General features: G+C 50.5%; 29 protein-coding genes and 1 riboswitch. Of the genes, 22 read left to right on the forward strand and 7 right to left on the reverse strand.

Annotated features, from left to right (window positions below):
* The first annotated feature begins 13 nt into the window (after nt 1-13).
* The 10 genes from FRY98_RS22435 (at nt 14) to FRY98_RS22480 (ending at nt 7,543) form a co-directional block, all read left to right on the forward strand.
* Entirely contained in the window at nt 14-307 is a 294-nt protein-coding gene (locus FRY98_RS22435; protein WP_249043504.1) for a type II toxin-antitoxin system Phd/YefM family antitoxin, read from the forward strand.
* Nucleotides 285-602, forward strand: a complete 318-nt coding sequence (locus FRY98_RS22440; protein ID WP_127486750.1) for a type II toxin-antitoxin system RelE/ParE family toxin — start codon at nt 285-287, stop codon at nt 600-602. The genes FRY98_RS22435 and FRY98_RS22440 overlap by 23 nt, the downstream gene beginning before the upstream one ends.
* Nucleotides 603-844: 242 nt before the next feature.
* The gene (locus FRY98_RS22445) at nt 845-1,189 is read left to right on the forward strand and encodes a plasmid mobilization protein (RefSeq protein ID WP_148456371.1); all 345 of its coding nucleotides are present in this window, start codon (nt 845-847) and stop codon (nt 1,187-1,189) included.
* 31 nt (nt 1,190-1,220) lie between these two features.
* Nucleotides 1,221-2,642, forward strand: a complete 1,422-nt coding sequence (locus tag FRY98_RS22450) for a relaxase/mobilization nuclease domain-containing protein (RefSeq protein WP_148456373.1) — start codon at nt 1,221-1,223, stop codon at nt 2,640-2,642.
* Nucleotides 2,551-3,441, forward strand: coding sequence for a PcfB family protein (locus tag FRY98_RS22455; protein WP_127486757.1), 891 nt, complete (start codon nt 2,551-2,553; stop codon nt 3,439-3,441). Before FRY98_RS22450 ends, FRY98_RS22455 begins: the two co-directional genes overlap by 92 nt.
* Nucleotides 3,438-4,343: a hypothetical protein gene (locus tag FRY98_RS22460; protein WP_148456375.1), complete on the forward strand. Its 906-nt coding sequence runs from the start codon at nt 3,438-3,440 to the stop codon at nt 4,341-4,343. The genes FRY98_RS22455 and FRY98_RS22460 overlap by 4 nt, the downstream gene beginning before the upstream one ends.
* Before the next feature lie 40 nt (nt 4,344-4,383).
* A complete protein-coding gene (locus FRY98_RS22465) occupies nt 4,384-4,575 on the forward strand; it encodes a hypothetical protein (protein WP_148456377.1) in 192 nt (63 codons plus the stop codon).
* Nucleotides 4,562-6,331: a VirD4-like conjugal transfer protein, CD1115 family gene (locus FRY98_RS22470; protein ID WP_148456379.1), complete on the forward strand. Its 1,770-nt coding sequence runs from the start codon at nt 4,562-4,564 to the stop codon at nt 6,329-6,331. Before FRY98_RS22465 ends, FRY98_RS22470 begins: the two co-directional genes overlap by 14 nt.
* A 5-nt stretch (nt 6,332-6,336) precedes the next feature.
* Complete coding sequence (locus tag FRY98_RS22475; RefSeq protein ID WP_425454001.1) at nt 6,337-6,636, forward strand: glutamyl-tRNA amidotransferase; 300 nt, start codon at nt 6,337-6,339, stop codon at nt 6,634-6,636.
* A 67-nt stretch (nt 6,637-6,703) separates the two neighbouring features.
* The gene (locus FRY98_RS22480; RefSeq protein ID WP_148456381.1) at nt 6,704-7,543 is read left to right on the forward strand and encodes a VirB6/TrbL-like conjugal transfer protein, CD1112 family; all 840 of its coding nucleotides are present in this window, start codon (nt 6,704-6,706) and stop codon (nt 7,541-7,543) included.
* A 2-nt stretch (nt 7,544-7,545) separates the two neighbouring features.
* Here the strand turns inward: FRY98_RS22480 and FRY98_RS22485 are convergent, their stop codons facing one another.
* Nucleotides 7,546-7,797, reverse strand: coding sequence for a helix-turn-helix domain-containing protein (locus FRY98_RS22485; protein WP_054819090.1), 252 nt, complete (start codon nt 7,795-7,797; stop codon nt 7,546-7,548).
* A gap of 169 nt (nt 7,798-7,966) precedes the next feature.
* Between FRY98_RS22485 and FRY98_RS22490 the strand changes: the two genes are divergently transcribed.
* The 11 genes from FRY98_RS22490 to FRY98_RS22540 all read left to right on the forward strand — a co-directional run bounded on the left by FRY98_RS22490 (nt 7,967) and on the right by FRY98_RS22540 (nt 18,536).
* Nucleotides 7,967-8,152 carry an aspartyl-phosphate phosphatase Spo0E family protein gene (locus FRY98_RS22490; RefSeq protein ID WP_127486765.1) on the forward strand — a complete coding sequence of 62 codons (186 nt, stop codon included), beginning with the start codon at nt 7,967-7,969 and terminating at the stop codon, nt 8,150-8,152.
* A gap of 30 nt (nt 8,153-8,182) precedes the next feature.
* A complete protein-coding gene (locus FRY98_RS22495; RefSeq protein WP_148456383.1) occupies nt 8,183-8,539 on the forward strand; it encodes a hypothetical protein in 357 nt (118 codons plus the stop codon).
* A 34-nt stretch (nt 8,540-8,573) separates the two neighbouring features.
* Entirely contained in the window at nt 8,574-8,939 is a 366-nt protein-coding gene (locus tag FRY98_RS22500) for a PrgI family protein (RefSeq protein ID WP_148456385.1), read from the forward strand.
* Nucleotides 8,932-11,256, forward strand: coding sequence for a VirB4-like conjugal transfer ATPase, CD1110 family (locus tag FRY98_RS22505; protein WP_148456387.1), 2,325 nt, complete (start codon nt 8,932-8,934; stop codon nt 11,254-11,256). The genes FRY98_RS22500 and FRY98_RS22505 overlap by 8 nt, the downstream gene beginning before the upstream one ends.
* Before the next feature lie 194 nt (nt 11,257-11,450).
* The gene (locus tag FRY98_RS22510) at nt 11,451-11,810 is read left to right on the forward strand and encodes a response regulator (protein ID WP_148456389.1); all 360 of its coding nucleotides are present in this window, start codon (nt 11,451-11,453) and stop codon (nt 11,808-11,810) included.
* 10 nt (nt 11,811-11,820) lie between these two features.
* Nucleotides 11,821-12,465, forward strand: a complete 645-nt coding sequence (locus FRY98_RS22515) for a GGDEF domain-containing protein (RefSeq protein WP_148456391.1) — start codon at nt 11,821-11,823, stop codon at nt 12,463-12,465.
* Between the two features lie 95 nt (nt 12,466-12,560).
* The gene (locus FRY98_RS22520; protein ID WP_148456393.1) at nt 12,561-14,282 is read left to right on the forward strand and encodes a methyl-accepting chemotaxis protein; all 1,722 of its coding nucleotides are present in this window, start codon (nt 12,561-12,563) and stop codon (nt 14,280-14,282) included.
* A gap of 129 nt (nt 14,283-14,411) precedes the next feature.
* Entirely contained in the window at nt 14,412-15,992 is a 1,581-nt protein-coding gene (locus FRY98_RS22525) for a spore germination protein (protein WP_148456395.1), read from the forward strand.
* Nucleotides 15,989-17,173, forward strand: coding sequence for a Ger(x)C family spore germination protein (locus FRY98_RS22530; protein ID WP_246062953.1), 1,185 nt, complete (start codon nt 15,989-15,991; stop codon nt 17,171-17,173). The genes FRY98_RS22525 and FRY98_RS22530 overlap by 4 nt, the downstream gene beginning before the upstream one ends.
* A 4-nt stretch (nt 17,174-17,177) precedes the next feature.
* The gene (locus FRY98_RS22535) at nt 17,178-17,432 is read left to right on the forward strand and encodes a hypothetical protein (protein WP_246062954.1); all 255 of its coding nucleotides are present in this window, start codon (nt 17,178-17,180) and stop codon (nt 17,430-17,432) included.
* 3 nt (nt 17,433-17,435) lie between these two features.
* Entirely contained in the window at nt 17,436-18,536 is a 1,101-nt protein-coding gene (locus tag FRY98_RS22540; RefSeq protein ID WP_148456397.1) for a GerAB/ArcD/ProY family transporter, read from the forward strand.
* Between the two features lie 146 nt (nt 18,537-18,682).
* Here FRY98_RS22540 and FRY98_RS22545 read toward each other — a convergent pair whose 3' ends face one another.
* The 4 genes from FRY98_RS22545 to FRY98_RS22560 form a co-directional block, all read right to left on the reverse strand.
* A complete protein-coding gene (locus FRY98_RS22545; RefSeq protein ID WP_148456399.1) occupies nt 18,683-19,477 on the reverse strand; it encodes a GGDEF domain-containing protein in 795 nt (264 codons plus the stop codon).
* Nucleotides 19,474-19,827, reverse strand: a complete 354-nt coding sequence (locus tag FRY98_RS22550; protein ID WP_148456402.1) for a hypothetical protein — start codon at nt 19,825-19,827, stop codon at nt 19,474-19,476. The genes FRY98_RS22545 and FRY98_RS22550 overlap by 4 nt, the downstream gene beginning before the upstream one ends.
* A 45-nt stretch (nt 19,828-19,872) precedes the next feature.
* Complete coding sequence (locus tag FRY98_RS22555) at nt 19,873-20,589, reverse strand: EAL domain-containing protein (RefSeq protein WP_148456404.1); 717 nt, start codon at nt 20,587-20,589, stop codon at nt 19,873-19,875.
* 78 nt (nt 20,590-20,667) lie between these two features.
* A riboswitch (cyclic di-GMP riboswitch) is annotated at nt 20,668-20,751 on the reverse strand.
* Nucleotides 20,752-21,034: 283 nt separating this feature from the next.
* Complete coding sequence (locus FRY98_RS22560; protein WP_148456406.1) at nt 21,035-21,379, reverse strand: helix-turn-helix domain-containing protein; 345 nt, start codon at nt 21,377-21,379, stop codon at nt 21,035-21,037.
* Nucleotides 21,380-21,563: 184 nt separating this feature from the next.
* Here FRY98_RS22560 and FRY98_RS22565 point away from each other — a divergent pair, with 184 nt between their 5' ends.
* Complete coding sequence (locus FRY98_RS22565; protein ID WP_148456408.1) at nt 21,564-21,881, forward strand: hypothetical protein; 318 nt, start codon at nt 21,564-21,566, stop codon at nt 21,879-21,881.
* Between the two features lie 132 nt (nt 21,882-22,013).
* Here the strand turns inward: FRY98_RS22565 and FRY98_RS22570 are convergent, their stop codons facing one another.
* Together FRY98_RS22570 and FRY98_RS22575 are read right to left on the reverse strand one after the other, a co-directional pair.
* Nucleotides 22,014-23,168 (reverse strand): Ger(x)C family spore germination protein, encoded by a 1,155-nt coding sequence (locus FRY98_RS22570; RefSeq protein WP_148456410.1) that lies wholly within the window; start codon nt 23,166-23,168, stop codon nt 22,014-22,016.
* A complete protein-coding gene (locus FRY98_RS22575; RefSeq protein ID WP_148456412.1) occupies nt 23,165-24,724 on the reverse strand; it encodes a spore germination protein in 1,560 nt (519 codons plus the stop codon). The genes FRY98_RS22570 and FRY98_RS22575 overlap by 4 nt, the downstream gene beginning before the upstream one ends.
* Between the last annotated feature and the right edge of the window lie 5 nt (nt 24,725-24,729).

Genomic DNA, 24,729 nt, shown 5'->3' on the forward strand with positions numbered 1-24,729 from the left:
GCAAGGGGTGACCATGATGATTATCAAACCTTCCGCCAGTATCCGGCAAAACTATAATGAAATCGCCGATCTATGCAAATCGTCCGGGGAACCGGTTTATCTGACCAAGAACGGTGAAGGCGATCTCGTCGTGATGGACATTGAGACGTTCTCCCGTCGCGAGAAGATGTTAAAGCTGCGCGAAGAACTGCTCGCTGTGCAAGAGGATCGTTTGGCGGGCCGTGCTGGTGTGACGCCGGACGAACTGGACGCTTACCTGGAGGGCATTATTGACGAGGTTCAGCATGGAAAAGATGCCCCGTTATAAGATCGTCGTCTCCGATCGCGCCCGCCAAATGCTGGCGGTTCATGTGCGATTTCTTGCGGAGAAAAGTCCGGATGCGGCGCGGAAAACGAAAAACGAATTGCTGCAAGCGATACGTTCCTTGGCGCAAATGCCGGAACGCTATCCTTTTCTGGAAGCGGAATTTATTCCGTCAAACAAGTACCACAAAATGTTCGTAGATAAATGGTATCTGGTGTTGTATCAGATTCAGGATGAAATCGTGTATGTCGATTTCATTGTAGACTGCCGCCAGGATTACCGCTGGTTGGTGCGATAACAAAAAAGTTCTGCGGAAGACGCTGAGCGGATCGGCGTCTTTTTTGTGTTTTTGGGGCCTCTCTTTTTCCCGGCAGGTGCTTTGAAGGCGACACGAGACGAATGTCTCGTGTTGCAGCAAGCACTGAATTTGGATATCCAAATTCGCTTGTTAGGGGCCTGCGCCCCTAAGACCCTTCATGATCGCTTGTTTATTGCGGCGTAAACTTCTTCGAATAGTTGATTTTGAAAGGGGGTTGTTCGTTGAGAAAACGTTCGATCTCGTTTCTGCTTCGTTTAAGTGAAAGCGAACATGTTCGTCTAATGAATGAAGTGAAACAAACAGGTCTTTCTCGGGAAGCGTACATCCGGGCGCTCATCAATGGGTATATACCGAAGCCGCTGCCGCCGCCGGATTATTATGCGATGATGCGAGAGCTTCACGCAATCGGCAATAATCTCAATCAATTGGCGGCGAAGGCGCACGCAACCGGGCATCTGGATCGGGCCGCTTTTCAGCAGGAGGCGGATCAATTGCGCCGCGCCGTCCAATACATTCAACAGGCTGTAACAGCGCCGGAGCCTAGAACCAAGCCGGCGGGAATCTGAACGTACATCCGCCGTAAAGGGGGGCATGCGTATGGCGACAACTGCAATCTGGGACGTTACCGATCGACTCAAGCGCGTGCTGGACTATGCTTCCAATCCCGACAAAACGGATTTAGGGCGCATCGAGAATGAAGGTTTGCAACAGGCGCTCGTATATGCAGCCTCGGATGTCAAAACAGAGAGGCATCTTTATGTGAGCGGAATCAATTGCGATCCGCTCACCGCTTATGAGCAAATGCAGCGCACCGAGCGTCAATTTCAAAAGATGGATGGCATCGTCGCGTTTCATGGCTACCAAGCCTTTGCACCAGGCGAAACGACGCCGGAAACGGCGCACGCCATTGGCGTTAAGTTGGCGCAGGAGCTATGGGGCGATCGATTTGAAGTCGTGGTATCGACCCATCTGGACAAGGAGCATTTGCACAATCACTTTGTGCTAAACTCCGTCTCTTTTATGGACGGTAAACGGTATTACGACAACAAAGCTTCCTACGCCCTTCTAAGAAGAACATCCGACCGGCTATGCCGTGAACATGCATTGTCTGTGATCGAGCAACCCGAGCAGAGCAAGGCCAAACACTATGGAGAATGGAAAGCAGATCGGGAAGGCAAGCCGACTTGGAGGGGGACGATTCGGAGCGATGTGGATCAGGCGATTGCGGCATCCATGACGTGGACCCAGTTTATCGCCTCTTTGCAAAAGCAGGGCTATGACGTGAAAACGACCGTGAAGCATATGGCGGTTCGTCCACCGGGTAAGGAACGTTTCGTTCGTTTGCGCAGCTTGGGAGACGACTATACGGAAGAGGCTCTGAAACAGCGGATTTTACGAAATCGCATTCCCCGTAAAACACAGCCTCTGCCAATGCCGCAACGCAGGCGCGCCGTTTGCAAAGGAACGCTTCGATCCGGCAGGAAGTTCAGCGGCTTACAAGCATTGTACCTGCGCTATTTATATGAGATGGGCATGTGGCCCCGTTTTCGCGCGTCCGTGAGAAGGACGCCTTTTTTATTACGGGAAGACTTGCGACACTTGGCGGTTATTACCGCTCAGACCAAACTACTCTGCCAGCGCCGTATCTCCAGCAAAGAGCAGCTTTTGGACTATGTATCCATTGCCCAACAGGAGATGCGCCTACTTTCCAGCGAGCGCAAAGCGCTGTACAACCGTCTTCGCCGCTGCAAGGAGGAAGGCCGGATCTACGCTTGCAAAGAGCAGATAGCCGTATTATCCAAGCGGCTTGCCGCGCTTCGAAAGGAGGTGAAGCTGTGTGCGGGCATCCTGGCCCGATCCGGGGAAATGATGACTAAACTACATGGTGACAGGAAAAATCAATCATTACGAAGGGAGGATTCCATCCATGAGCAGTGGTGCCGAGGCGGCCGATCAGGTCGTCAACATGAGTCTTCGGGGCATCGAGGTGATGGCCAAGATTTCCGGCGAAGGCGCTAAGCATCTGGCCGTCTATTTGTTTGCCGCCCTGCAGGGGCAGAAACGGACAAAGGGCAGCATTCGTCTGGAAAGCTTGCTCCGCAGCGGCAAGGAATTGAAAGTATTTGCCGTCAAAAACGAAGACTTGCCTACCTTCTGCAAGGAGGCCAAACGATACGGCGTTTTGTACTGTGCCCTGCGGGACAAAAAGAATGTCGATGGCTTGTGCGATGTGATGGTGCGGGCCGAGGACGCATCCAAAATCAACCGTATTGTCGAACGCTTCAAACTGGCGACCGTGGATACGGCCAGCATTAAAAGCGAAATTGAGAAATCCCGCGCCGGAAAACAGCCCGTTCAACATGCGTCCGAGCAAGGGCATGAGCAAGCATTGGATCAAACCCAGCAGCGAACGGTGGAGCAAGACATCGCGTCCAAGGGAACGACTCCGGAAAAGAGAGCCGACGATTTTTTGGACGAATTGATGCAGGAGAACAAATCAAAGCAGCCAACTTTCCCGACACACGTTCAAACAAACCCCACGATGGCGACGACGGAGCCGCCCCATCCGTCCGAGCCTACCTCCGGGCGCAGCGAAGCATCCGCAAGGGGTACGATTGAACCGAAAGCCGAGACAGTGCAGCAACGGCCATCGATTCGCGAACTGCTGCGCGAGATTCGTGAAGAAAATCGAAGGGCGGAGAAAGAACGGCGTCAGATCGTCAAGGAACCGTCGCTGCCCAAACGAAGCGTGCGAAATGCCGATAAAGCGAAGACGGGAAAATCCAACGGATCTCGAAAGCGAGGGAAAGCCAAGTGAACAATCTGGACGATTTATTCCGTCAGGATGCAGCCAGTCGATCATCCACGAATCCGTCTGAGCAACCTTTTGACAAGGAAACCTGGGCACAGAAAAAGCAGGAACTTAGGCAATGGACTTACGAGACGATTGATGCCGCGACATCGTCCATTGCGCAAAGCGGCGATGAGTTTCAGCGTTATCTGGATGTGCAGAGCCGTTTCGATCGCTACAGCGTATCCAATGCACTTCTGATTCTCGCACAGCGGCCGGAGGCGACCCGCATCTCTGATTTCGATACGTGGAAAGAACAAGGCGTATTTATCCGCCGCAAGGAAACCGGCTTTTACATCTTAGAGCCGGGAGAGGAGTACCGGAGGGATGACGGCAGCACCGGCATTAGCTATAACCCCAAAAAAATGTTCGACATCGCACAAACGACGGCCAGCCAAAAGAGGGAACAGCCGACTTACCCGGACGACCGGATGCGCATCAAAGCACTGCTGGATCGCGCCCCCGTCCCGATCGTCATTGGCGATGCGCTCCCGCCGGAAATGCATGCGCTCTACCAGCCGGACACGAGGAATATTGTCATCCGCCGCGGCCTGGATGCCGGGGATATTTTCCGGTCGCTTGCGCAGGAATTGGCGCATGCGGAGCTGGATCGCGGAGATGGACGTTACAGTCGCTCCGATTTTACGTTCCATGCATACTGCGCTTCCTACATCCTGTGCAAACAGTACGGCGTGGATACGTCTTTCTTCCGCTTTCATCGTGTGCCGGAGAAGCTGAAGAACATGGAGCCGCAACAAATCCGCGCCGAATTAACGATGATGAAAGATACCGCGCATAACATGGCTCGCAGGATGAACCGGATGCTGGCGCAGCATCGGCAGCAGCTTCGGACGGAACCGGCAAGGTAAGCGTGTCGTCATGTGCAATTTCTCTTGGGAGGGAATGCTTGTGAGGGAGGAAGAACGGGTTCTTTGTCTGGATCATTACGAGCATGGCATTGTGGTGCATGCGCTGAATGCGCTGCGAAACGATTTGATCGGCGAGAAGCGCCCCACCGACGCCGTCGATGAACTGTTGCTCAAAACGATTGATGCCCCTTATCAAAAACATAAGCGACGGAGCCATCATGAGGCGCGTTGAAACCGCAAGGAGTCATTTGATACTCTTTGCGTTTTTTTTAATTCCCGTCTTGTGGGCGGCGATGCTGACCGCCCCTGCATTTTCCGGGGGGCTGCCGGCGATTGTGGAGCATCTCAGCGCGGCGATCAATCACCCGTTCGACATTCAGTGGGTAGACGATACGCCGCGCTGTCTATTCATTTTTACGCTGGCCTATGGACTCGGCGTCTGTATTTACTTGGCCTCCCCGCGAAACTATCGACGACGAGAGGAGCACGGCAGCGCGCGATGGGGCCGGGCGAAAAGCATATGCGCCAAATATCGAAGCAAGCAGCAGGAACAAAACAAAATTTTAACCAAGCAGGTTTGCATCGGACTCGACGGCCGCAAGCATCGCCGAAATGTGAATGTGCTCGTCGTAGGCGGTTCCGGCTCCGGCAAAACAAGGTTTTATGCAAAACCGAACGTCATGCAAGCGAACACATCGTTCGTCGTTCTCGACCCGAAAGGCGAAATCTTGCGGGATACCGGCCATCTGCTTAAATCCAAAGGGTATGACATCAAGGTGCTCGATCTGATCAATCCTCACCGCTCTCACGGCTACAACCCTTTCGCCTATTTGCACGACGACAAGGACGTGCTGAAACTGGTCACCAACCTGATTCGCAATACGACGCCGAAGGGCAGCAACACGAACGACCCGTTCTGGGAACGATCCGAAACGGCGCTATTGGAGGCGCTCGTTTTGTATTTGCTCTATGAAGCGCCGCCGGAGGAACAGAATTTCCCGATGGTGATGGAGATGATCGCCGCCGCCGAAGTGCGGGAAGAAGACGAAACCTACCAGAGTCCGCTGGACGAGTTGTTTGAACGGCTGGCGATGCGCGACCCGGAGCATTTGGCGGTCAAACAGTACAACATCTTCAAACTGGCGGCGGGGAAAACAGCCAAATCGATATTGATCGGCCTAGGCGTTCGGCTGGAGAAGTTCAACTTGCATTCAATCGCCGGAATGAGCTTGGTCGATGAAATGGAATTGGCTGTCATGGGAGAAAAGAAGACGGCGTTGTTTGCCGTCATTCCCGACAACGACAGCAGTTTCAACTTCATCGTCGGGATGCTTTACACCCAGCTTTTCCAATGCCTGATGTACGAGGCCGACTATCGGCACGGCGGACGCTTGCCGGTGCACGTGCATTTCGTGATGGACGAATTTGCCAACGTCGCCTTGCCCGATGAATTCGACAAGCTGCTCTCCACCATACGCAGCCGCGAGATTTCGGTTTCCATCATCCTGCAAAATTTGGCGCAGCTCAAATCGCTGTACAAGGAGTCGTGGGAATCGATCGTTGGGAACTGCGATGTGTTTTTGTACCTGGGCGGCAATGAACAATCCACCCACAAATACGTATCGGAGCTGCTGGGCAAGGAAACGATCGACACGAACACCTATGGCCAAAGCAAGGGACGCAGCGGCAGCTATTCGATCAACTATCAGTTGTCCGGCCGCGACTTGCTGACGCCCGATGAGGTGCGGCTTCTCGATAACCGTCATGCCTTGCTCTTTATTCGCGGCGAGCGTCCTGTTCAGGACGACAAATACGATTTGCTCAGGCATCCCCATGTCGCTCTCACGACGGATGGCAACGGTCCTCCCTACCAGCATGGGGGCACGGAACTTGCGCTCGATTGGCGAACCGTGACGCTTGATGAAAACGGAGAGTACGAGCTTCTGTCGGAAGAAGACATGGAGTCGCTATTTTTACGAGGGGAATGATGAAAATGAAGTTCAAAAAGAAACGGCTGCTGGCACTGTACATCATGCTGATGTTAACGGGAACCGTATTCGTCTCTACCGCTTATGCCGAGGGCGACCCGATGACGACGGTCAATAATTTGTCCACTTTCATATTCGGATTAATACGGGCCATCGGTATGATCATACTCGGCTTCGGCATTGTGCAGATCGGATTGTCGCTCAAGTCTCACGATCCTTCCCAGCGAGCGAACGGGTTCCTGACGCTCGCCGGCGGAATTATCATTACCTTCACGAAGGAAATTCTTACCCTGATAGCCGGTTAAACGGGAGTCGCACATGAGGGGAACGGGCGATTTATCCGTTCCCCGTCTACAGAAAAGGGGTGAGAATATGGCCAAAAACAGTTGGATTATTGACAACCTCGAACATGCGCTCGATACATGGAACGAGAAAATGAACGAAATCTGGCAGCTTGTTACCGAGTCGCCGGCCGACTTCAAGGGCGGCGGCGTTTGGCGCGTCATTACCGACATTCACGGCGCGTTGCAGGCGACGGGACTGGCGCTTCTGGTCTTGTTTTTTGTGATCGGCGTGGTGAAGACGACCGGCAATTTTGCCGAAGTGAAAAAGCCGGAGATGGCCGTCAAGCTGTTTATCCGTTTTGTCCTGGCCAAAGCGGTCGTTACCTACGGGCTGGAGCTCATGATGGCGCTGTTTACCATTGTTCAGGGAATCATCTCCACGATGATGGGACGTTCCGGGTTCGGAAGGACGGAGGCTATGACTTTGCCGAACACCATTGCAAAAGCGATTGAAGATGTCGGCTTTTGGCAAAGCATTCCCCTGTGGGTTGTCACCCTTCTGGGCAGTCTGTTCATCACGGTGCTGTCTTTTGTGATGATCCTCTCGGTGTACGGACGTTTTTTTCGTATCTACTTATATACGGCGATCGCTCCCGTTCCGCTTTCCTCCTTTGCCGGGGAGCCGAGCCAAAATATCGGTAAATCGTTTCTCAAAGGGTATGCGGCCGCTTGCCTAGAGGGAGCGATTATCATACTCGCCTGCATCATCTACTCCGCCTTTGCCTCCGCTCCCCCGGCGGTCGATGAAGGCGCTGGCGCGGTTACGATGGTGTGGACGTACATCGGCGAGCTGATTTTTAACATGCTGGTGCTCGTGGGGACGGTCAAAATGGCGGACCGGGTGGTGAGGGAGATGATGGGGCTGTAGCTTCATTCCGATTCTTCGCCCAACAATTCCCGGACGGAAACATCCAGCGCTTTGGCGATCGCAACGACTTCGTAGTCCTGAACAAGCCGATACTGCCCTTCCAGACGCGAAAGGCTCGTTGGACTGATGTCGAGACCAGCCGTTTGCAGTCTGGCGAGAAACTCCTTCTGTTTCATCCCCTTTGCCTTGCGGATGGCAACGACTCTCACGCCGATTATATTTTTGTCGCCTGGCGGTTCTTTACGATGTTTCATTTGTATGCACCTCACATTACAAGCAAAATTGTACGTGAGTGCATCGTTGTTTTAATGCGAATATCGCATTAAAATGAAATAAACCGATTTACGCAATAAAATAGAGAGGTAATCTATCTTTCAGACAGCCAGGAACGCCGATCTAATGAAGACACGGGGAGGCCGACCGATGACACGTTTGCTTGGTCAATTGGAGGAGGAAAGAAGAAAGTTGAACGAACTTGGGAAAAAATCTCTTGATCAGGGAATTCCTCTGTTTGAGAATGAGGCGGTTCAGGCTCAAAGCCGGAAGGTGGACGAATGGATTGTCCAGTGGCTTCAAAGGAAGTCCGGACGAGAGCATCAGTTGCGCTAGATCGCATTCGCACAAGGAGGGGGGATGTCAATGGAGTTTCCGTTATGGTTTCAAAATGCGATCCAGCGGCGGCTGGACCACGTTTCGGCTCGGATCGAACACCATCCCGAGTTGCGTAGATGTCGCGATGAAGAGGAATCGGCTTTTCAAGCGATGTTTTCCGGCGTGGATATGACGCAGTTGCCGGCGTTTATGGAATGGGAGGATAAGCACCATTTTAAACAGTCGATTATGAATGAATGGTTATATTTGCAAGGCATGCGAGACGGCGCTCAGCTTGTATTTGCGCTTTTGGCCGATCCTCTTCCATCCGGCGATGAGGTGTTGGCAAGATCGAAAAAGACAGAGCCAACAACGGTTCAACCGGAGGATGGGACCGAGTTGTAGACCACAGTGAGCATCGTTTATGGGAGGACTTTAAATGGAAGTGAAAATCAACCGGGAAATCCGGGATTATACGGAAAGCTTATACTTTGGACTGTCCTTGCGGCAGTTCTTTTTTTCTGTGCTGGCTGTTGGCGTGGCGATCGGACTATATTTTGGACTGCGCGGCCGCTTTGGCTTGGAAACGCTCAGCTGGATGTGCATTTTGGGGGCTGCGCCCTGCGCAGCCTTGGGTTTCATCAGCTATCACGGCATGACGGCCGAGCAGCTGCTTTGGGCGTATGTGAAATCGGAATTTCTGCTGCCAAGACGCTTCGTCTTCTATTCGACCAATGTCTATGTTGAAGCGCTGAAAAAGAACATGCATAGTTACGAGCAGGAAAGGATGAAGCGCCATGATTAAAACGCTCAGACGCATCATCAAGCAGGACAAGGAACGATTTGTCATTCCGAAAGGCGTTCAGCAAGTCATCCCGATTCGCGCCCTCTGGCCGGACGGGATTTTTTTTGTCGGCAACAAGTTCTCCAAATCGTATCGGTTCGAGGATATCAACTACGCCGTAGCGTCCAGAGAAGACAAGGAAGCGATGTTTTTGTCTTATTCCGAGTTGCTCAATTCCTTCGACAGCGGAGCGACCACGAAAATTACAATCCATAACCGGCGTTTGAATCGGGCCGATTTTGAAAGCTCGATTCTGATTCCGCTTCGGGAGGATCATCTAGATGTGTACCGGCAGGAGTACAACGAGATGTTGCTCGCAAAGGCCATCGGCGCAAACGGTACGATTCAGGAAAAGTACGTTACCATTTCTGTGGTCAAGAAAAATGTGGAGGAAGCCCGTCAATATTTCGCAAGGGTCGGAACCGAACTGATGACGCATTTTTCCCGTCTCGGTTCCAAATGTATCGAACTGGATGCAACCGACCGTCTGCGCATTTTCCATGATTTCTTTCGGATCGGCGAGGAAGCGGATTTTCGTTTCCATTTGTCCGAAACGATGCGCAAGGGTCATGATTTCAAGGACTACATTTGCCCGGATACGTTCGAGTTTGAAAAAGATCATTTTCGGATGGGCAACTTTTTTGGCCGCGTCATCTTTCTGCGGGAATACGCCAGCTATATAAAGGACAGCATGGTGTCCGAGCTTTGTGACCTGAACCGGAATTTGCTGCTGTCACTGGATATTATCCCGATTCCGACTGACGAGGCCGTTCGTGAGGTGGAGAGCCGTTTGCTTGGCGTGGAGACGAACATCACCAACTGGCAGCGGCGACAAAACCGAAACAATAATTTTTCTGCCGTGGTCCCCTACGACATGGAGCAGCAACGCAAAGAGAGCAAAGAATTTCTGAACGACTTGACCACCCGCGATCAGCGGATGATGTTCGGCCTGCTGACGATGGTCCACATCGCAGACAGCAAGGAGCAGCTTGAAAGCGATACGGAGGCGCTGCTCACCACCGCCCGCAAGCATTTGTGCCAGTTTTCTACGCTGACCTATCAGCAAATGGACGGTCTGAATACGGCGCTCCCCTACGGCTTGCGGAAGATTCACGCGCTGCGGACGTTAACGACAGAAAGCACGGCTGTCTTTATTCCGTTTCGGGCACAGGAAATCGTGCATTCGGGCGGCATTTACTATGGGCAAAATGTGATCAGCAAAAACATGATTATTGCCAATCGCAAGCAGCTGCTGAACGGAAACAGCTTTATTCTCGGCGTATCCGGTTCCGGCAAAAGCTTTACCGCGAAACGGGAAATCGTCAACCAGATGCTGGCCAGCGACGACGATATGATCCTGATCGACCCGGAACGGGAATACTCCGCGCTGGTAAACGCAATGGGCGGCGAGACGATTCATATATCTGCCACCTCGCCCAACCATATCAATGCGATGGATATGAACCGGCAATATGGCGACGGAGCCAACCCGATTATTCTCAAGTCGGAATTCATCCTCTCGCTTTGCGAGCAGCTGATTGGCGGATATCAGCTGGGAGCCAAGGAAAAGTCGCTCATTGACCGTTGCACTGCCAGCGTATACAGGAAGTATTTGCAGAGCAACTATAAGGGGCAGCCGCCGACGCTTCAGGACTTTCGTGAGGAATTGCTGAAGCAAGCGGAGCCGGAGGCGCAGGACATTGCGCTGGCGATCGAACTGTTTACTTCGGGCAGCCTGAACACGTTCGCCAAACCGACCAATGTTAACGTCCATAACCGTCTCATTTGCTACGATATTCTCGACTTGGGCAAACAACTCCTCCCGATCGGCATGCTGGTCGTCTTGGACAGCATCTTAAACCGGATTACACAAAATCGGGCCAGAGGCAAAAATACGTTTATTATAATCGATGAAATCTATCTTCTGTTCCAGCACGAATACAGCGCCAACTTTTTGTTCACGCTTTGGAAGCGCGTTCGAAAGTATGGCGCTTTTTGTACGGGCATTACGCAGAACGTGGACGATTTGCTGCAAAGCCATACGGCCCGCACCATGCTGGCAAACAGTGAATTTATCGTCATGCTGAATCAGGCCAGCACCGACCGGAGAGAGCTAGCCGAATTGCTTAATATTTCGGAACTGCAACTCTCTTATATTACCAATGTTGACGCCGGGAATGGATTGATGAAGGTAGGCAGCTCCCTTGTGCCGTTTACCGACAAGTTCCCGCGGCATACGAAGCTGTACAGCTTGATGACTACTAAACCTGGTGAATAGAAGGACGCGGCAAGAAGGGGCTGGTCTCTGGTGGAGGTCAGCCCCTTCTTGTCGATGAATAATCATGATATCGACAAACAAATTTGATTGCCTGATTCTTAAAACGGCGGACTATGAAATAAGTGCCAATTTCGAGTATAATAATTATACATATCAGTAGGCCTTTTTGAGTAATTGGCATGAGGGAGGTTGTCATGGCCAAAATTATGATTGTGGACGATACGGCGTTCATGAGAATGATGCTTAGAGAGATCATAACGGATTGCGGCTTTGAAGTGATAGCGGAAGCGGAGAATGGAAAAGAGGCCGTGCAATTTTTTAGGCAGTACAGACCCGAACTTGTCACGATGGATATTACGATGCCTGAAATGGACGGCATCGCCGCTTTGAAGGAAATAAAACGAATAGACCCTATGGCGCGAGTCATCATCTGTTCCGCAATGGGACAAAAAGATCGGGTTGTCGATGCGATTACGTCAGGAGCCGCGGATTTTATCGTCAAGCCGTTTCAAAGGGAGAAAGTTCTGGAGACGCTGGCCAAAGCGTTGAAGTAACCGGGGGTTTATGTACAAGATCGGGCGAGTTACGGCTGTCGTTTCCGTTATCTCTCTTGTCGCTGTTCTGCTCATTCATATTAAGTATGCTTACGAGGCAGTGGATAAGGCCGTGGCCATGTCGCTCGCGGTCTTTTTGCCGTTGGCCTACTTGTGCGGCAAGCGGTTCGATACGCTGTTGCGGCTCTCGCAAAGAGACGACTTGACCGGGGCGTATAATCGCGGGTTCATTCAGCGCGTTTTCCCCAGACTGGTTCGCCGATCTCAAAGGCTGCGAAAACAACTGCTCGTGTTCTATGTTGACGTAGACAACTTCAAGTATATTAACGACACATACTCTCACGAAACCGGAGATCGTGTGTTATGTCAACTGTCAAACCTGCTTGAAAAAACAACGAGCAAGTACGACTATGTTGCACGATGGGGAGGCGATGAATTTGTAGTCATTGTGCCGTACACCGACGAAGAAGGAGCCAGAGCGCTCCAGAGACGTCTTGGCAGTGCGCTGTCGATATCGCTGGAGGAATTGAAGACGCACGCGTATCTTTCTGTCGGTTATGCGGTTTGTCCCGACGAGAGCGCCGATCTTGGCGAGCTCTTGAGAATGGCGGACAAGAGAATGTACAAGCAAAAATTAAGCCGCCACAATGACTGACATGTGCTTCACAGACAAGGCCTAACGATTTGAACAAAGTCATTTTACGTTAATCCGGTTCTGAATTCAACTTACAACAAGGAGCGTTCAAATTTATGAAAACTGTACCCATTCGTCTAAACCGCATCCAAAATAAAATCGGCCTTGGATTTCTCGTCGTCGTCATTTTTTTTGTATTCGCCATTCTTAGCGTAACCCGGCAACTATCTTCCTTCCAGAAGGAAACGAGATTCATTACGGATCATGATATGCAAGTACATAGCCTGGCCCAGTCCATCGAGAAGGATCTGGTAGATATGGAAACCGGTCAAAGAGGTTTTATTATAACCGGGGAAAACAAATATTTGGACCCGTACAACAACGGCAAAACCAATTGGCAGAAGCACTATGAGGCCCTTTTCCAGCTTGTTGCCGACAATCCAAGCCAACAGGACAACTTGAAAGCCATTCAAAAAAATGTGGAACATTGGATTCAAGACGCCGGCGAGAAAGTGATTGCCTTGAAAAAGGCCAATGACAACAAGGGACTCCAGCAATTTTTCCAGGACGATCCGGGGAAGCAGGATATGGATGCCCTGCGCGAGCAGCTTTCGTCGTTCCGTTCCATCGAAAAACAGCTCACGTTGAATCGGGTGTCGGCGCTCGAAAAGAAAAACGGTCAACTCCGATTGCAACTGTACGGCTCCCTGTTGCTGGTACTCATCGTTTCGGTTATCTCGTCTTACTTCACCGGCGCATTGACGGCCAGGAACGTACGCAAAGTCGGGAACGCCATCGCAGAAATTGCTTCTTCCGGCGGCGATTTGACGAAACGAATTTCAGTGAAGACCAAAGATGAAACGAAAGATTTGGCGGATCAAACGAACTTGCTGTTAGCCAGTCTCCAGAGCATGATCGCCGATATTCAAGGGAAGACCCTGGAATTGGAACGCTCCTCATCCATGTTGAAGGTTGGCGCAGACGAGAGCTACAAAGCCGCCGATCAAATCTCTGAATCTGTCCAGCGCGTAGCACAGGGAGCGGAACAACAAGTATCCCAGACGGAAGAGATGTCGGCGATTTTGCAGGAGACGGTATCGGGACTGGAGCAGGTTGCCGCCACGACAACCGACGTTTCCGACCTTGCCAAGCGAGCGCAGTCCGTCGCGACGGAGAATGCCGGCGAAATGCAGGCAAATGCGGAAAAAATCGGCCAGATCGAAGAAACGTTTTCCGACATTCAAGCTTCCGCCGCGGAACTGGCATCGCTGTCTGAAAAAATTCGGGATGTGGTCGGATATATTCAGGACGTCTCCAATCAAACCAATCTGTTGTCGCTGAACGCCGCCATCGAAGCGGCGCGCGCCGGGGAACAAGGCCGCGGGTTTGCCGTCGTCGCCGGAGAAATCCGCAAGCTGGCGGACCAGGCTGCGCATTCGACCCGCGAGATCCATGAAACCATCGAAGTGATGTTGAACGGCATCAACGGACTCGTCCAGAAAGTAAATGAGAACAGCCATGGCGTCAAGGATGGCGTTCAGGCCATGATGAAAGCCAGCGAGTCGTTCCGGGCCATCATGAACGAAGTGAACAACTTGAGCGTTCAAGTCATGGAGGTTGCCGCTTCTGTGGGACAGATGTCCGCCGGCAGCAAAGCGATTGAAGGTTCCATTCGGGAAATTACGAAAATTACGGAAGAAACCGCCTCGTTCACTGAAGAGGTTGCGGCCATGACCGAGGAGCAGGCGGCCACGAGTCAGGAAATGCTGCAAACCGCTCGCCAGCTTGGCGAAATGTCCGATTCCCTGAAAACGTTAGTCGGCAAGTTCAAAGTATGAGTGCAAGTCCCGATCCCCTCACCCGACGGAGATCGGGATTTTTTAATGTGTGCGCCCCCTCCCCGACACTGAATAAAAAGGGGGTAAATTGCCAACAATAAAATGGAAATGAAACATGAGGGGATCGCCATGGGGAAATCGAACGGATTTTGGAGCCGCCGCCCGCGTTCCAATCAGCGCGAGACCGAACGCTTTGCTCATCAGGAAGAAAATCGGCAACTCGATCAGGTTCTTTCCGCAAATCTGGCCGAGAATGTTCAGGCGCTTCAGCGCTTGTATACTCGTTGTTCTGACGTGATTTTTCACGAGTTCTGCATAGGCAATCGCATGGAGGCTGTGCTCGTTTACATCGACGGTCTGGCTCATATCGAAGAAGTGGATCAACATGTGCTCGCTCCGTTGCAACAGGATTTCCCTATGGATTGCACGCTGGCAGACATTCGCGGAAAAATTGCCGTCTCCTCGATAAAGCCGGTGGATACGATTGCCAAGGTGCTTGAAGAAATATCCGGCGGCAATCCCGTATTGCTGATGGAACGTGAGCCTCACGGACTGGCGATCGGCTTGCCGAAATGGGAAAAACGGGCCATCGACGAGCCGTCCGCCGAATCGGTGTTACGCGGACCGCGGGAAGGGTTCATCGAGTCGCTTCGCACCAATACGGCTTTGTTGCGGCGTAAAATCCGAACTCCCCATCTCAAAATCGTCACGATGAGCATGGGGACTTATACGAGCACGCAGATTGCGCTCGCCTACTTGGAGGGGGTTGCAGCCCCTGCTTTGGTGGAAGAAATGACGAACCGTCTGCAACGAATCGAGATCGACGGCATTTTGGAGAGCGTGTACATCGAAGAACTGATCGAGGACAACCCGTTCTCCCCGTTCCCGCAATTGCTTTCCACCGAAAGGCCGGATGTGGCGAGCGCTTACTTGCTCGAAGGACACGTCGTCGTTTTGATCGACGGTACGCCCAGCGTGCTGATTGCACCGATTACCTTCTATTCCTTGTTGCAGTCGCCGGAAGATTATTACGAGCGGTTTGTTGTAGGTACCGCAATACGCTGGCTGCGCTATTTCTTCTTTTTGATCTCTTTGCTGGGGCCGTCCTTTTACGTTGCGGTTATTACTTACCATCAGGAAATGATACCGAACGCTTTGTTGATTACAATGGCAAGATCCCGGGATCAAATCCCGTTTCCCGCCATTATCGAGGCATTGATGATGGAATCCATGTTTGAAGCGCTGCGCGAAGCCGGCGCGCGGCTGCCGAAGCAAATCGGCACCGCCGTCAGTATTGTCGGAGCGCTGGTCATCGGTCAGGCGGCCATTGCAGCGGGTATCGTTTCTGCGCCGATGGTAATGGTCGTGGCCATTACGGGCGTCGCGTCGTTTATGGCCCCCCGTTTTACCGTCGGCATTGCCATCAGGCTGCTGCGGTTCCCCATGATGGTGCTTGCCGGCTTTCTTGGGCTGCTGGGATTGATTATGGGAGGCATTCTCATTCTGAATCACCTGTTCAAACTGCGTTCGTTCGGCGCTCCGTATATGGCCCCCCTGGCCCCGATGCAGTGGCGCAGCCTGAACGATGTACTCTGGCGCGCTCCGCGCTGGCTCATGACCAAACGTCCCCACATGACGGGGGCGTGGAATCCCATAAGGCAGCCCCGCGGTCAACGCCCGGGCCCGCATAAAGGGGAGACAGGAGATTGACGAAGCTGAGCGCAAAGAGGACGTTGATGGTGGGGCTGATTGCCTCGGCGGTGCTGCTGTCCGGATGTTGGGACCGGATGGAAGTGAATGATTTGGCGATCCTTACAGCCGGCGGATTGGACCTGACGGAAGATCGGAAACTGGAGCTTTCCGTCAAGCAATATTTGGTATCGCCATCATCCTCCGATCAATCGGGCAGCGTATCTTCAGACGCCGGCGGAGGTTCCGGCAAATCGGTTGTTCGTTCCTCCCGTGGGTTATCGATGGCCGATGCGGCATCCCATTTGCAGCAGGTGTTAAGCCGCAAAGTGTTTTGGGGCCAGGACGAGGTGTTCGTATTCGGTCAGCAGCTGGCGAAAGAAGGGCTCGCCGAACCTTTGGAATTTTTGACGAGGCATCCGATTCCGAGAGAGCGGGCCAATGTTTTCGTCAGCCAAAGTCCTGCCAAGGAAGTACTGGGACTCGATCCGCCGATTGAACGCTCGGTTTCGCATGCTCTGCGTAAAATGGCTGAAAATGAAACAGGTCTGAATATTACGTTGAAAGAATTGGCGGAGATGATGGCGGGCAGATCCAGATCCGCCGTCATCCCATGGGTCGAAATCAAGCCTGGCGATGGAAAGCAAGCAGCGTTCGCATTCATTAAAGGCACGGCGGTTCTGAAAAATGGAAAGATGATCGGCCGCATGAACGATGCCGAGACACGCGGAATCATGTGGTTGAGAAACGAAGTGAAAAAAGCGACGGTTACCGTTTCCCCAGGCGAGAGCAATGGACTCGTGTCGCTACAATTGCTGAGAAGCCGTACGGATCTGATCCCGCACCTTAAAGGAGGAGAATGGAGCCTGACGGTTCGAATCGAAACCCAGGATGACATCGTTGAAAACACGTCGGAACTGGATCTGTCCGTGCCGGACCATATCAGCGAGTTGGAGCGCGAGCTGGAAGACGATATTAAACGCCGCATTCAAATGGCGCTAGAACGGGCGCAAAAAGAGATGAAAGCCGATATTTTCAATTTTGCGGATGCTTTTTACCGGAAGTATCCGAAGGAGTGGAACCGAAACAAGGATCGCTGGGACGAAATTTATTCCCATCTGCAAGTCAACGTACAGGCGAAAGTCAAGGTTGTCCGCCCCGGCATGACCAACAGAAGCATATTCAAGCCGGCGCAGAGGTGATGATATGATCTTGATTTGGGGGAAACTGCTGGGCGTTGCCGCGGTGCTTACTTTGATGGTTTTGCATGATTGGCGCTCCATGCCGTCTTATACGAAGCGGGAGAAGACGGCTTATTGCGCCCTGACCGGACTGGGTGCGATTTTGGCGATCTTGCTTGTGATCGATCCCCAAATGCCGGGCCCTACGCAATGGCTGGATGTTATCTACAAACCGTTGGTCGACTTGATGGAGAAGTTTACCGTACGAAGGAACGGGTGAAACATGATTGAAAAAGGAAAAATATCCGCCCCGCAAATCGGAAAAATAATCTATTTGGCGATTACTCCGACGGCTATTTTAAGCACGCCGGCGATTACGTATCAATATGCCAAACAGGATTTGTGGATATCTCCGATGTGGGCATTCAGCGGCTTGATCGCGATTGGTATTGCGTTAGGGTTTCAAACATTGTTTCCAGGCGAGAATCTCGTTCAGTCAAGCGAACGTATATTAGGTCGAATGCTGGGTAAAGTGTTCGGGCTGGTTATACTGTTGTACTATTTGTATTTAAGCGGCATTATCGTTCGGGAATACGGCGAATTTGTAGTCGGAGCGTTTCTTGTTCAAACGCCGTTGCTGGTTGTATCCGGAAGCATGGTGCTCGTTTGTGCCATTGTTGTTCGCAGCGGCGTGGAAATCATCGCGAGATTTGCCGATGTATTTATCCCTGTTTTTGCGCTGCTCTTTCTGCTTCTGATCATCCCCTTGCTTCCGGATCTTCATATTCTGAAGATGCTGCCGATCATGGGAGAAGGTATCGGGCCTTCCCTCTCAGGTTCGGTTGTTTTGCAAGCATGGTTCAGCGAATTTCTGACCGTGTCGTTTTTAATTCCATTTGCAAACCGTGCGGAAAAAGTGAAAAAAAGCATGGCGATAACTTTGCTGGCCGTCATTGTGACGCTTGTGTCATCCAACCTGGTTACGCTGCTGCTATTGGGGGACCTAACGGGAAATTATACCTATCCTTTCCTGATTGTCGCCAGATACATCAACCTGGCCGATTTCTTTACCCATCTGGAGTCACTTTTTATGGCTATTTGGGTGTTGGGCGCATTTGTTAAAATATGTGTTTTCTTTTATGTGACGGCCATGGGCGCCGCTCAATGGATGAGCCTTCGTGAATACAAGCCAATCGTATTCCCTGTCGGCTTCTTACTGCTGTTAATGAGCGTATGGGTCGCGCCCAATCTGCAGGAGTTGACGCATGCGTTATCGACTTCGATCATTTTTTCGGCATTGACGGTATTGGTTTGCATTCCCGCGGCGCTGCTCGGTGTGGCCTGGATCAGAAAACAATGGAAGAAGAAAAATATGCAGGATTGAACCGCGGAGACAGTCGGACACGTTCTGATCGGATGAACATCCGTTTTAAAATAATAGCGCCAACCTTCTGTTTACGCTTAGGACGCGTGTCAGAATGCTTGACGCTTTTTACCGCTCTCAAGTTTGGCGAAAAGTCGAATTCTCCATCATGCAAGAGATTTTTGTTTCAAAGAAGTGGATAGAAGACTCGCTCTGTTGATCAGTTCTCGAAAAGACAGCGAAAAAAAGTCAGGTACGAGAAAGCCGTTGATGACTCCCATCGATGCGGACAATGCAACGTTTTGAATGACGACAGGTTGGGACAGGGCATCTTCCAATTGCAAGCCATCGTATTCATTACGGCAAGTAATCACAATAAACTCATCCCCTGCATACCTGCATACATAATCCTGTTCGTTCGTTAATGCACGCAAGCGATTGGAGAACTCGACAAGAAAATCGTCCCCTACCGGATGCCCATGCAATTTGTTGATTTCACCGAAGTTATTGAGATCAATAAAGAGCAAACGGAATTGTTGGCGACGGTTCAGAAAATGTTCGCCGATATGTTGGATATAAGGTGCACGGTACAGTCCCGTTAGAGGGTCAACGAGTTGGTTCAATTTGATTTGAAGCTTCTCGCGGGTCACGATCCCGATTACCTGATCTTCATGAACGACAAGAAGGCGTTCAATGTGATGCCGCTCCATCATTACCAGCGCGTCCCAAGCAAATTGGTCAGGCGAAATGCTGATCGGGTCTGGGGTCATCGCGTCGGCCACAATGCGATTGGGATGGGAAGAACGGATATCCCGCGACGTAACAATCCCCACGATTGTCCCATGATCCGTGACGACCAGCGAACCGATTTTAAGTTCATTCATCATATCGGACACGTACTGGACGCTTCTTTCGGATGAAACCGTATAGACCGGGGATGACATGAATTCCGCCACCTTCATTGCAACTCCACCTCCCGCTGAATTGATACCGAAATTTTCAGTTCGGAACGAAGAACCATGTTGTCGCTGATCAACCGGTCCGCTTCTTCCAATATGATTTGCATCAGCATACGTTCGTCCAACATTTGAAGAAGGGAGTTCCGAATCAAGACCGCTTCAATTTTGGCGTGCTCCAGTTTAACGATTGTAAATTGTTCCGGTGATATCGCCTGCGCCATTCGCTTTACCGCTTCCGGCCCGATCGGGGCTTTTTTCCCGATGATCAACAAATCCTGCATAGGCGGAACTTCAAACTCCGAAATTTTCAAGGAGAGCATTGCTTTCCGGAAATAGTTCAGTTTATCCTGCATCTTGATTACTCCTTCATGTTCGGGTGAGACTTCACGTTCAACCGTTTACGTTAACCGATACGGTTTTCCGAATAAATAGCCTTGTCCCATCTTGATACCCAAAGACAGCGCGGTATCCAAATCTTCTTCTTTTTCAATTCCTTCTAGGATCAGATTGGCCTCGTCATTGCAGTACTCGGCAAACAGCGCGACAACTTTTTGTTTCTTCCTGGATGTACTCAAGTCGGATGCAAAGAATCGGTCGATTTTGATGAAATCCGGCGAGATGTCCAGTATATTCCGAAACGAAGTTGTTCCATCTCCAACATCGTCCAGGGCAATCAGGAAATTCAGTTCACGCAGCAGACGGATGGCATCTCTGAAAGAGGCGCTCTTCCATAAAAGACTCTCATAAATGGACTCGTTAATCTCAAATACGATTTGGTTCCTATAAAGCCCGAATTGCTCGACAAGGGAGTCGAGTAAGTTGATAAACAAAGGCGAGACCAAAGTTGAAGGGAAAATGTTAATAAATAACAGGGTATGTTCCCGTGAGCCCGGAAATCCGAAGTAAGCTGAAATGGCCTCGAAAATAGAAAAAGAATCGACTTCGAACAGCTTGTTCTGCTCCATGGCGCGCTGAAATAAAAGATCTGGATTCATATTGGAGTTACTGCGAATGAGGGCCTCGTAACCAAGGATTCTCTTTTCGGGAAACCCCAAGATGGGCTGGAACATATGATAAAAATCGTTTTGTACAATCAATTGTTCGATATTCGGCATCGAGGCTACTCCCTTTGCTGGAGAATCAAAATAAGAAGCCACCCCGATTTGGGGCAGCTTTGAGCTCGGAAGCATCATTTCGGCAACCCAGCTACCATAGATATCATCCTTAGGCCTGAAGTTTTGCGCCCCCATTTTTCAATGGGTTTGCCGTTTCGTTTTTTATGATCCTGAAAGAAAGGGATCAGCCTTAGGACCTACAAATAGAACTCCCCCCTTTTGAATAAAGTTAAATGATTTACGACAAAATCCTTCTTTATACCCAATAATTCGCGCAAAAAGCGCCAACTCCTTCCAAACAGGTGTTCCGAATGAACCATATTTATCCAAAAATCGGTAAAGATCTTGTTTGCCATTTAACATAGAGAATCGTGTTAGATAAGCAGCAAGCGGTTGGTCGCTGATCGTACCAACCGCTTGCTTTCTTCATAGCTTGAATCATTTTTTACGAATCATCGTTAGCCGGTTCCAACAATTCTCGTAAAATACGATAAGCTTGCCGCTGTTTGGCATCGTTGTGTTTGAGCAATAAGAGGATGCTGGCCCATAACCATTTTTTCTGGTGTAGATTGGCTTCTTTATCGTTGCTGAACAGATCGTATACGCTCATATGTAATGCCATAGCTATTTTTTCAATCGTCTGAAGTTTGACGTTTTTTTCGCCGCGTTCAATCTGGCCCAGGTATGTCGCGGCCATGCCGATCGATTCGGCTAGTTGTTCCTGCGTCAAATTTTTCTCCATGCGGTATAAGCGAATTTTTGCTCCGACTATTTGCGCAAAGGTAGCCATATCGTCTCTCACAACCCCTCTCTAAAGTAAAGTGTAATCAAAGCAGTCGGAGGGATGGAGTACTCCTAAACTACAGTCTATTCAATTGATTGTATCTTTAAAATCACTGAGATATAATTTTCCACGGAGCTTCATTTGTCAGACATTCCTTTATGTCTACTATAGATAAAAGGAGTCGAAAGTTATGCATCATGTCATGATCGCTGCGCAGACTGTATTGTTTGGGAAACGGCAGGAAATCGGCTTGAGCCATAATCAAGTGGTCCAGCTTTCCAAGGAGATTACAAGACTGACTCGATTACTGGAAAACGTAAGTCAACAGACTGAGAATGGAATGCGAGAAATAAGGGGGAGGGTTGCCACAAGGCTGCTTAGCAAGGAACAACTGCTCGAATGTATAGCGACAGCTTTGAACATGGGACTTGAAGAAGAGTTTGTTGCTTTTTTGTTCAAGGAGCTGCTAACGATGGAATCCGATACGGAATTGTCCGAAATGGAATAGGAGGTTGTCTTCAGAAAGAAAGCTTGATGGATGTAAAATGGTTACGGCATTGCTGCCGACGTGGAAGCGCGATTGATCGGATGTATCAATCGCGCCGCGAATCCATCATTTGAAAATCGGAATTTCCAACATCTAGGCTTGGCTAGCCTTTAACTTGTACCTCCCCGTACTCGTCAACTGAACATGGATTCGTATGTTTCGTAAAGAATCCTCATGCAACACAAAATGATTTTCGTCTTCAATCCGGTGCCATACCGTGGGATAGCGTCGAAACAACGACTCGCCGAGATTATAAACATCGACCTTTCGCTCAAAGCCTTTCCGGTAAGTATGGCGAATTTGTTCTTCAATCTTTCGTTCGGCCAGGTCGATCAATTCTTTTTCGGACATTTCCTGATGCAACTCGTTAATGCCTGCCTTTATCGTTAGCTCGACGTCAAAATAAACGCGAAGATCTTGAACCGACGGCTTGATACGCGCTTTTGGCTTCTCCATGACCAGAACAGCCGCTAACGATTTTCCGCGTTCTAGAGAAAGCGGCACTCGAACCGTCTTTTTATGCATCCAGGGCAATCCTTGCAAATCGTCCAGCCCCAAATTTCCATGGTACCGATTGTTCCAAAACACGGTAATTCCTGCATATTCCAACAACGGTTGCGTTTTTCTGCTTACTTCCCACTGATTTTTCTCAATCCGTAGAGCAGGCAGGTAACTCATACGCGAATCTTCTTTCAGCGTCATGACAAATTGATACAACCTGATCGGTGAAATGATCGATCGTTGCCGATACGGTTCCTCCGGGCTGTGCAAAATGGACATCATCGGAGACTCATTGAAAAAAGAAGTTGTGTTGAAGATATCTTCAATCTGTTCCTTGGTGCTAAAAACCCAAACCAAATAGCGGATTTCCCTGTAACGGTTCAGCAAATCCATTACATCCTGAAATTTATTTTGTTTCAGAATACGTTCGCTGAATACGAGCGTGGAAACATGCCCCCAAAACACCCTTTGTTGCGACGTTTCATATAAATGGTTTGCCGCTTCCGTAAACGATGCTCCTGAGCCTTTCCCTACCCATACAGGCGCTTCCTTCGATTTTTGCTGGCCTTCCAACTTGGCGACGCTGGAGAAATCAAGTAGTTGCAAATACACAACGTACTTCCCGTCATGATAATCGAACCCGATGGCCGTTACATAACTGATATTTTGGAGTTCCTTCATATTCCAGCAGCCGGTCGTGATGACGAGCAGAACAATCAGAATTCCAGTTAATTTCACGACTTTCATTTTGACTGTTCTCCCTGGTTCGTATCATCAATCGGATGAAGCATCTTCGGACGCTTTCTCTTCCATGCCAAAGGCAACCGAAACAAAGCATGCGGCAAGTCTCTGAAAAACGGAGGAGACATTGGAGCCAGGTATGGAACCCCGAAAGACTGAAGAGACGCCAGCAAGACCAGCAATAAAAATACGCCGAGAAAAAAACCGTATAAACCGAAAATGCATGAAAATATATACAGTATAATTCTCAGCACGCTTACCGTACCTCCTAACGCTTGATTGGTTAGCGATGCGCCGAATACATGAGTAATTGCGCCAACTATCACAATTCCGGGCGACAAAATTCCGGACCGAATGGCTGCATCCCCCAAGATTAGGCCGCCTACTATGGTAAGCGTCGAACCGATAGCGGAAGGAAGGTGAACGCCGGCCTCGCGCAACATTTCAAGAAAAATCAACGCAAGAAACATTTCCAGCCCGGCAGATAAAGGGATTCCGAGACGATTCACGGTCAACGTCGCCAGCAAGTAAAACGGAAGCTGGTCCTGGTGGTACGAAAGCAGGCAGAGCCAAAATGCCGGAAGCATGAGCGACACGAATAAACCTAACAGCCTCAATAATTGTCCGAACGTTGAGGATAACGCTGTAAAGTGGATGTCTTCCGGCGTTTTGATCAGGAGCAGCAAGTTGGCGGGGCCAATGAGCGCCGCCGGCGTTCCGTCCACCAGCAAAACAAATCGCCCGTTCGTCAAACAGTTGACGGCAAAGTCCGGTCTTCCTGTATACGCCATAAGCGGGAATAACGCCCATGTCGGTTCGATCATTTCTTCAAGTTCCGTCGCGCTGAATACTCCGTCGATCGTTATCTTTTGCAGGCGCTGCTTCACCTCCTGTATGACCTTTGGATCGGCAATATCGTACATGTACATCAATCCGATTCGGGTTTGCGTACGTTCGCCGAGCGCCATTTGCTCATAGGCTAACGATGGGGATTTAAGCCGTTTGCGGATGAGCGCGGCATTGATGGCTAACTCTTCCACAAAACAATCCTTGGCGCCCCGAACGGAGACTTCGACATTGGATTCTTCCGGTTTTCTCCCCGGCAGCTTGGCAATATCAACGGAACAGATGAGCCGAAGCGCGGGAATATACATAAGCAATTTGCCTTCAAAAACAAGTTGCGTCGCTTTCCGTTGCCAATCATCATCCGGCAGACGTTCCAGTTGAAGTTGGCTCGCTGTTTGAAGCATGCCCGCGTCCGTAAACCCGTAGCACTCATAAAAACGATGCAATCGGGGAAGTACCACCTCATGAATCATATGCTGGCTGTCGCTCATCCCTTCGCAGAAGACGAACAGTACGGTTGAACGTTCCTCCCGTGCGTTCAAGGTGTATGTATGATGCTTGACATCGGCGCAACGATTGAACAAATTTAAAATAGCGGAAGCATCGGCCAGTTCAACGGCTGGCCGTTCGGAAGGTGAGGCGCTTGGTCGAGAAGAAGCCTCAACCGCCCCGACAGGTCTTTGGAAACGAAATGGTCTTAACCACCTTTTGAGCATGGGGA

The organism is Paenibacillus faecis (assembly GCF_008084145.1).
Classification (GTDB): Bacteria; Bacillota; Bacilli; order Paenibacillales; family Paenibacillaceae; genus Fontibacillus; species Fontibacillus faecis.

Coding starts and splice junctions, on each gene's coding strand:
- FRY98_RS22570 (WP_148456410.1), bottom strand. CDS start 23,168: ATGAAAGTCGTGAAATTAACTGGAATTCTGATTGTTCTGCTCGTCATC.
- FRY98_RS22560 (WP_148456406.1), bottom strand. CDS start 21,379: ATGGCTACCTTTGCGCAAATAGTCGGAGCAAAAATTCGCTTATACCGC.
- FRY98_RS22480 (WP_148456381.1), top strand. CDS start 6,704: ATGGCCAAAAACAGTTGGATTATTGACAACCTCGAACATGCGCTCGAT.
- FRY98_RS22490 (WP_127486765.1), top strand. CDS start 7,967: ATGACACGTTTGCTTGGTCAATTGGAGGAGGAAAGAAGAAAGTTGAAC.
- FRY98_RS22455 (WP_127486757.1), top strand. CDS start 2,551: ATGAGCAGTGGTGCCGAGGCGGCCGATCAGGTCGTCAACATGAGTCTT.
- FRY98_RS22575 (WP_148456412.1), bottom strand. CDS start 24,724: ATGCTCAAAAGGTGGTTAAGACCATTTCGTTTCCAAAGACCTGTCGGG.
- FRY98_RS22515 (WP_148456391.1), top strand. CDS start 11,821: ATGTACAAGATCGGGCGAGTTACGGCTGTCGTTTCCGTTATCTCTCTT.
- FRY98_RS22565 (WP_148456408.1), top strand. CDS start 21,564: ATGCATCATGTCATGATCGCTGCGCAGACTGTATTGTTTGGGAAACGG.
- FRY98_RS22475 (WP_425454001.1), top strand. CDS start 6,337: ATGAAGTTCAAAAAGAAACGGCTGCTGGCACTGTACATCATGCTGATG.
- FRY98_RS22450 (WP_148456373.1), top strand. CDS start 1,221: ATGGCGACAACTGCAATCTGGGACGTTACCGATCGACTCAAGCGCGTG.
- FRY98_RS22545 (WP_148456399.1), bottom strand. CDS start 19,477: ATGAAGGTGGCGGAATTCATGTCATCCCCGGTCTATACGGTTTCATCC.
- FRY98_RS22440 (WP_127486750.1), top strand. CDS start 285: ATGGAAAAGATGCCCCGTTATAAGATCGTCGTCTCCGATCGCGCCCGC.
- FRY98_RS22535 (WP_246062954.1), top strand. CDS start 17,178: ATGATCTTGATTTGGGGGAAACTGCTGGGCGTTGCCGCGGTGCTTACT.
- FRY98_RS22520 (WP_148456393.1), top strand. CDS start 12,561: ATGAAAACTGTACCCATTCGTCTAAACCGCATCCAAAATAAAATCGGC.
- FRY98_RS22495 (WP_148456383.1), top strand. CDS start 8,183: ATGGAGTTTCCGTTATGGTTTCAAAATGCGATCCAGCGGCGGCTGGAC.
- FRY98_RS22470 (WP_148456379.1), top strand. CDS start 4,562: ATGAGGCGCGTTGAAACCGCAAGGAGTCATTTGATACTCTTTGCGTTT.
- FRY98_RS22540 (WP_148456397.1), top strand. CDS start 17,436: ATGATTGAAAAAGGAAAAATATCCGCCCCGCAAATCGGAAAAATAATC.
- FRY98_RS22510 (WP_148456389.1), top strand. CDS start 11,451: ATGGCCAAAATTATGATTGTGGACGATACGGCGTTCATGAGAATGATG.
- FRY98_RS22550 (WP_148456402.1), bottom strand. CDS start 19,827: ATGCAGGATAAACTGAACTATTTCCGGAAAGCAATGCTCTCCTTGAAA.
- FRY98_RS22485 (WP_054819090.1), bottom strand. CDS start 7,797: ATGAAACATCGTAAAGAACCGCCAGGCGACAAAAATATAATCGGCGTG.
- FRY98_RS22500 (WP_148456385.1), top strand. CDS start 8,574: ATGGAAGTGAAAATCAACCGGGAAATCCGGGATTATACGGAAAGCTTA.
- FRY98_RS22505 (WP_148456387.1), top strand. CDS start 8,932: ATGATTAAAACGCTCAGACGCATCATCAAGCAGGACAAGGAACGATTT.
- FRY98_RS22555 (WP_148456404.1), bottom strand. CDS start 20,589: ATGCCGAATATCGAACAATTGATTGTACAAAACGATTTTTATCATATG.
- FRY98_RS22435 (WP_249043504.1), top strand. CDS start 14: ATGATGATTATCAAACCTTCCGCCAGTATCCGGCAAAACTATAATGAA.
- FRY98_RS22525 (WP_148456395.1), top strand. CDS start 14,412: ATGGGGAAATCGAACGGATTTTGGAGCCGCCGCCCGCGTTCCAATCAG.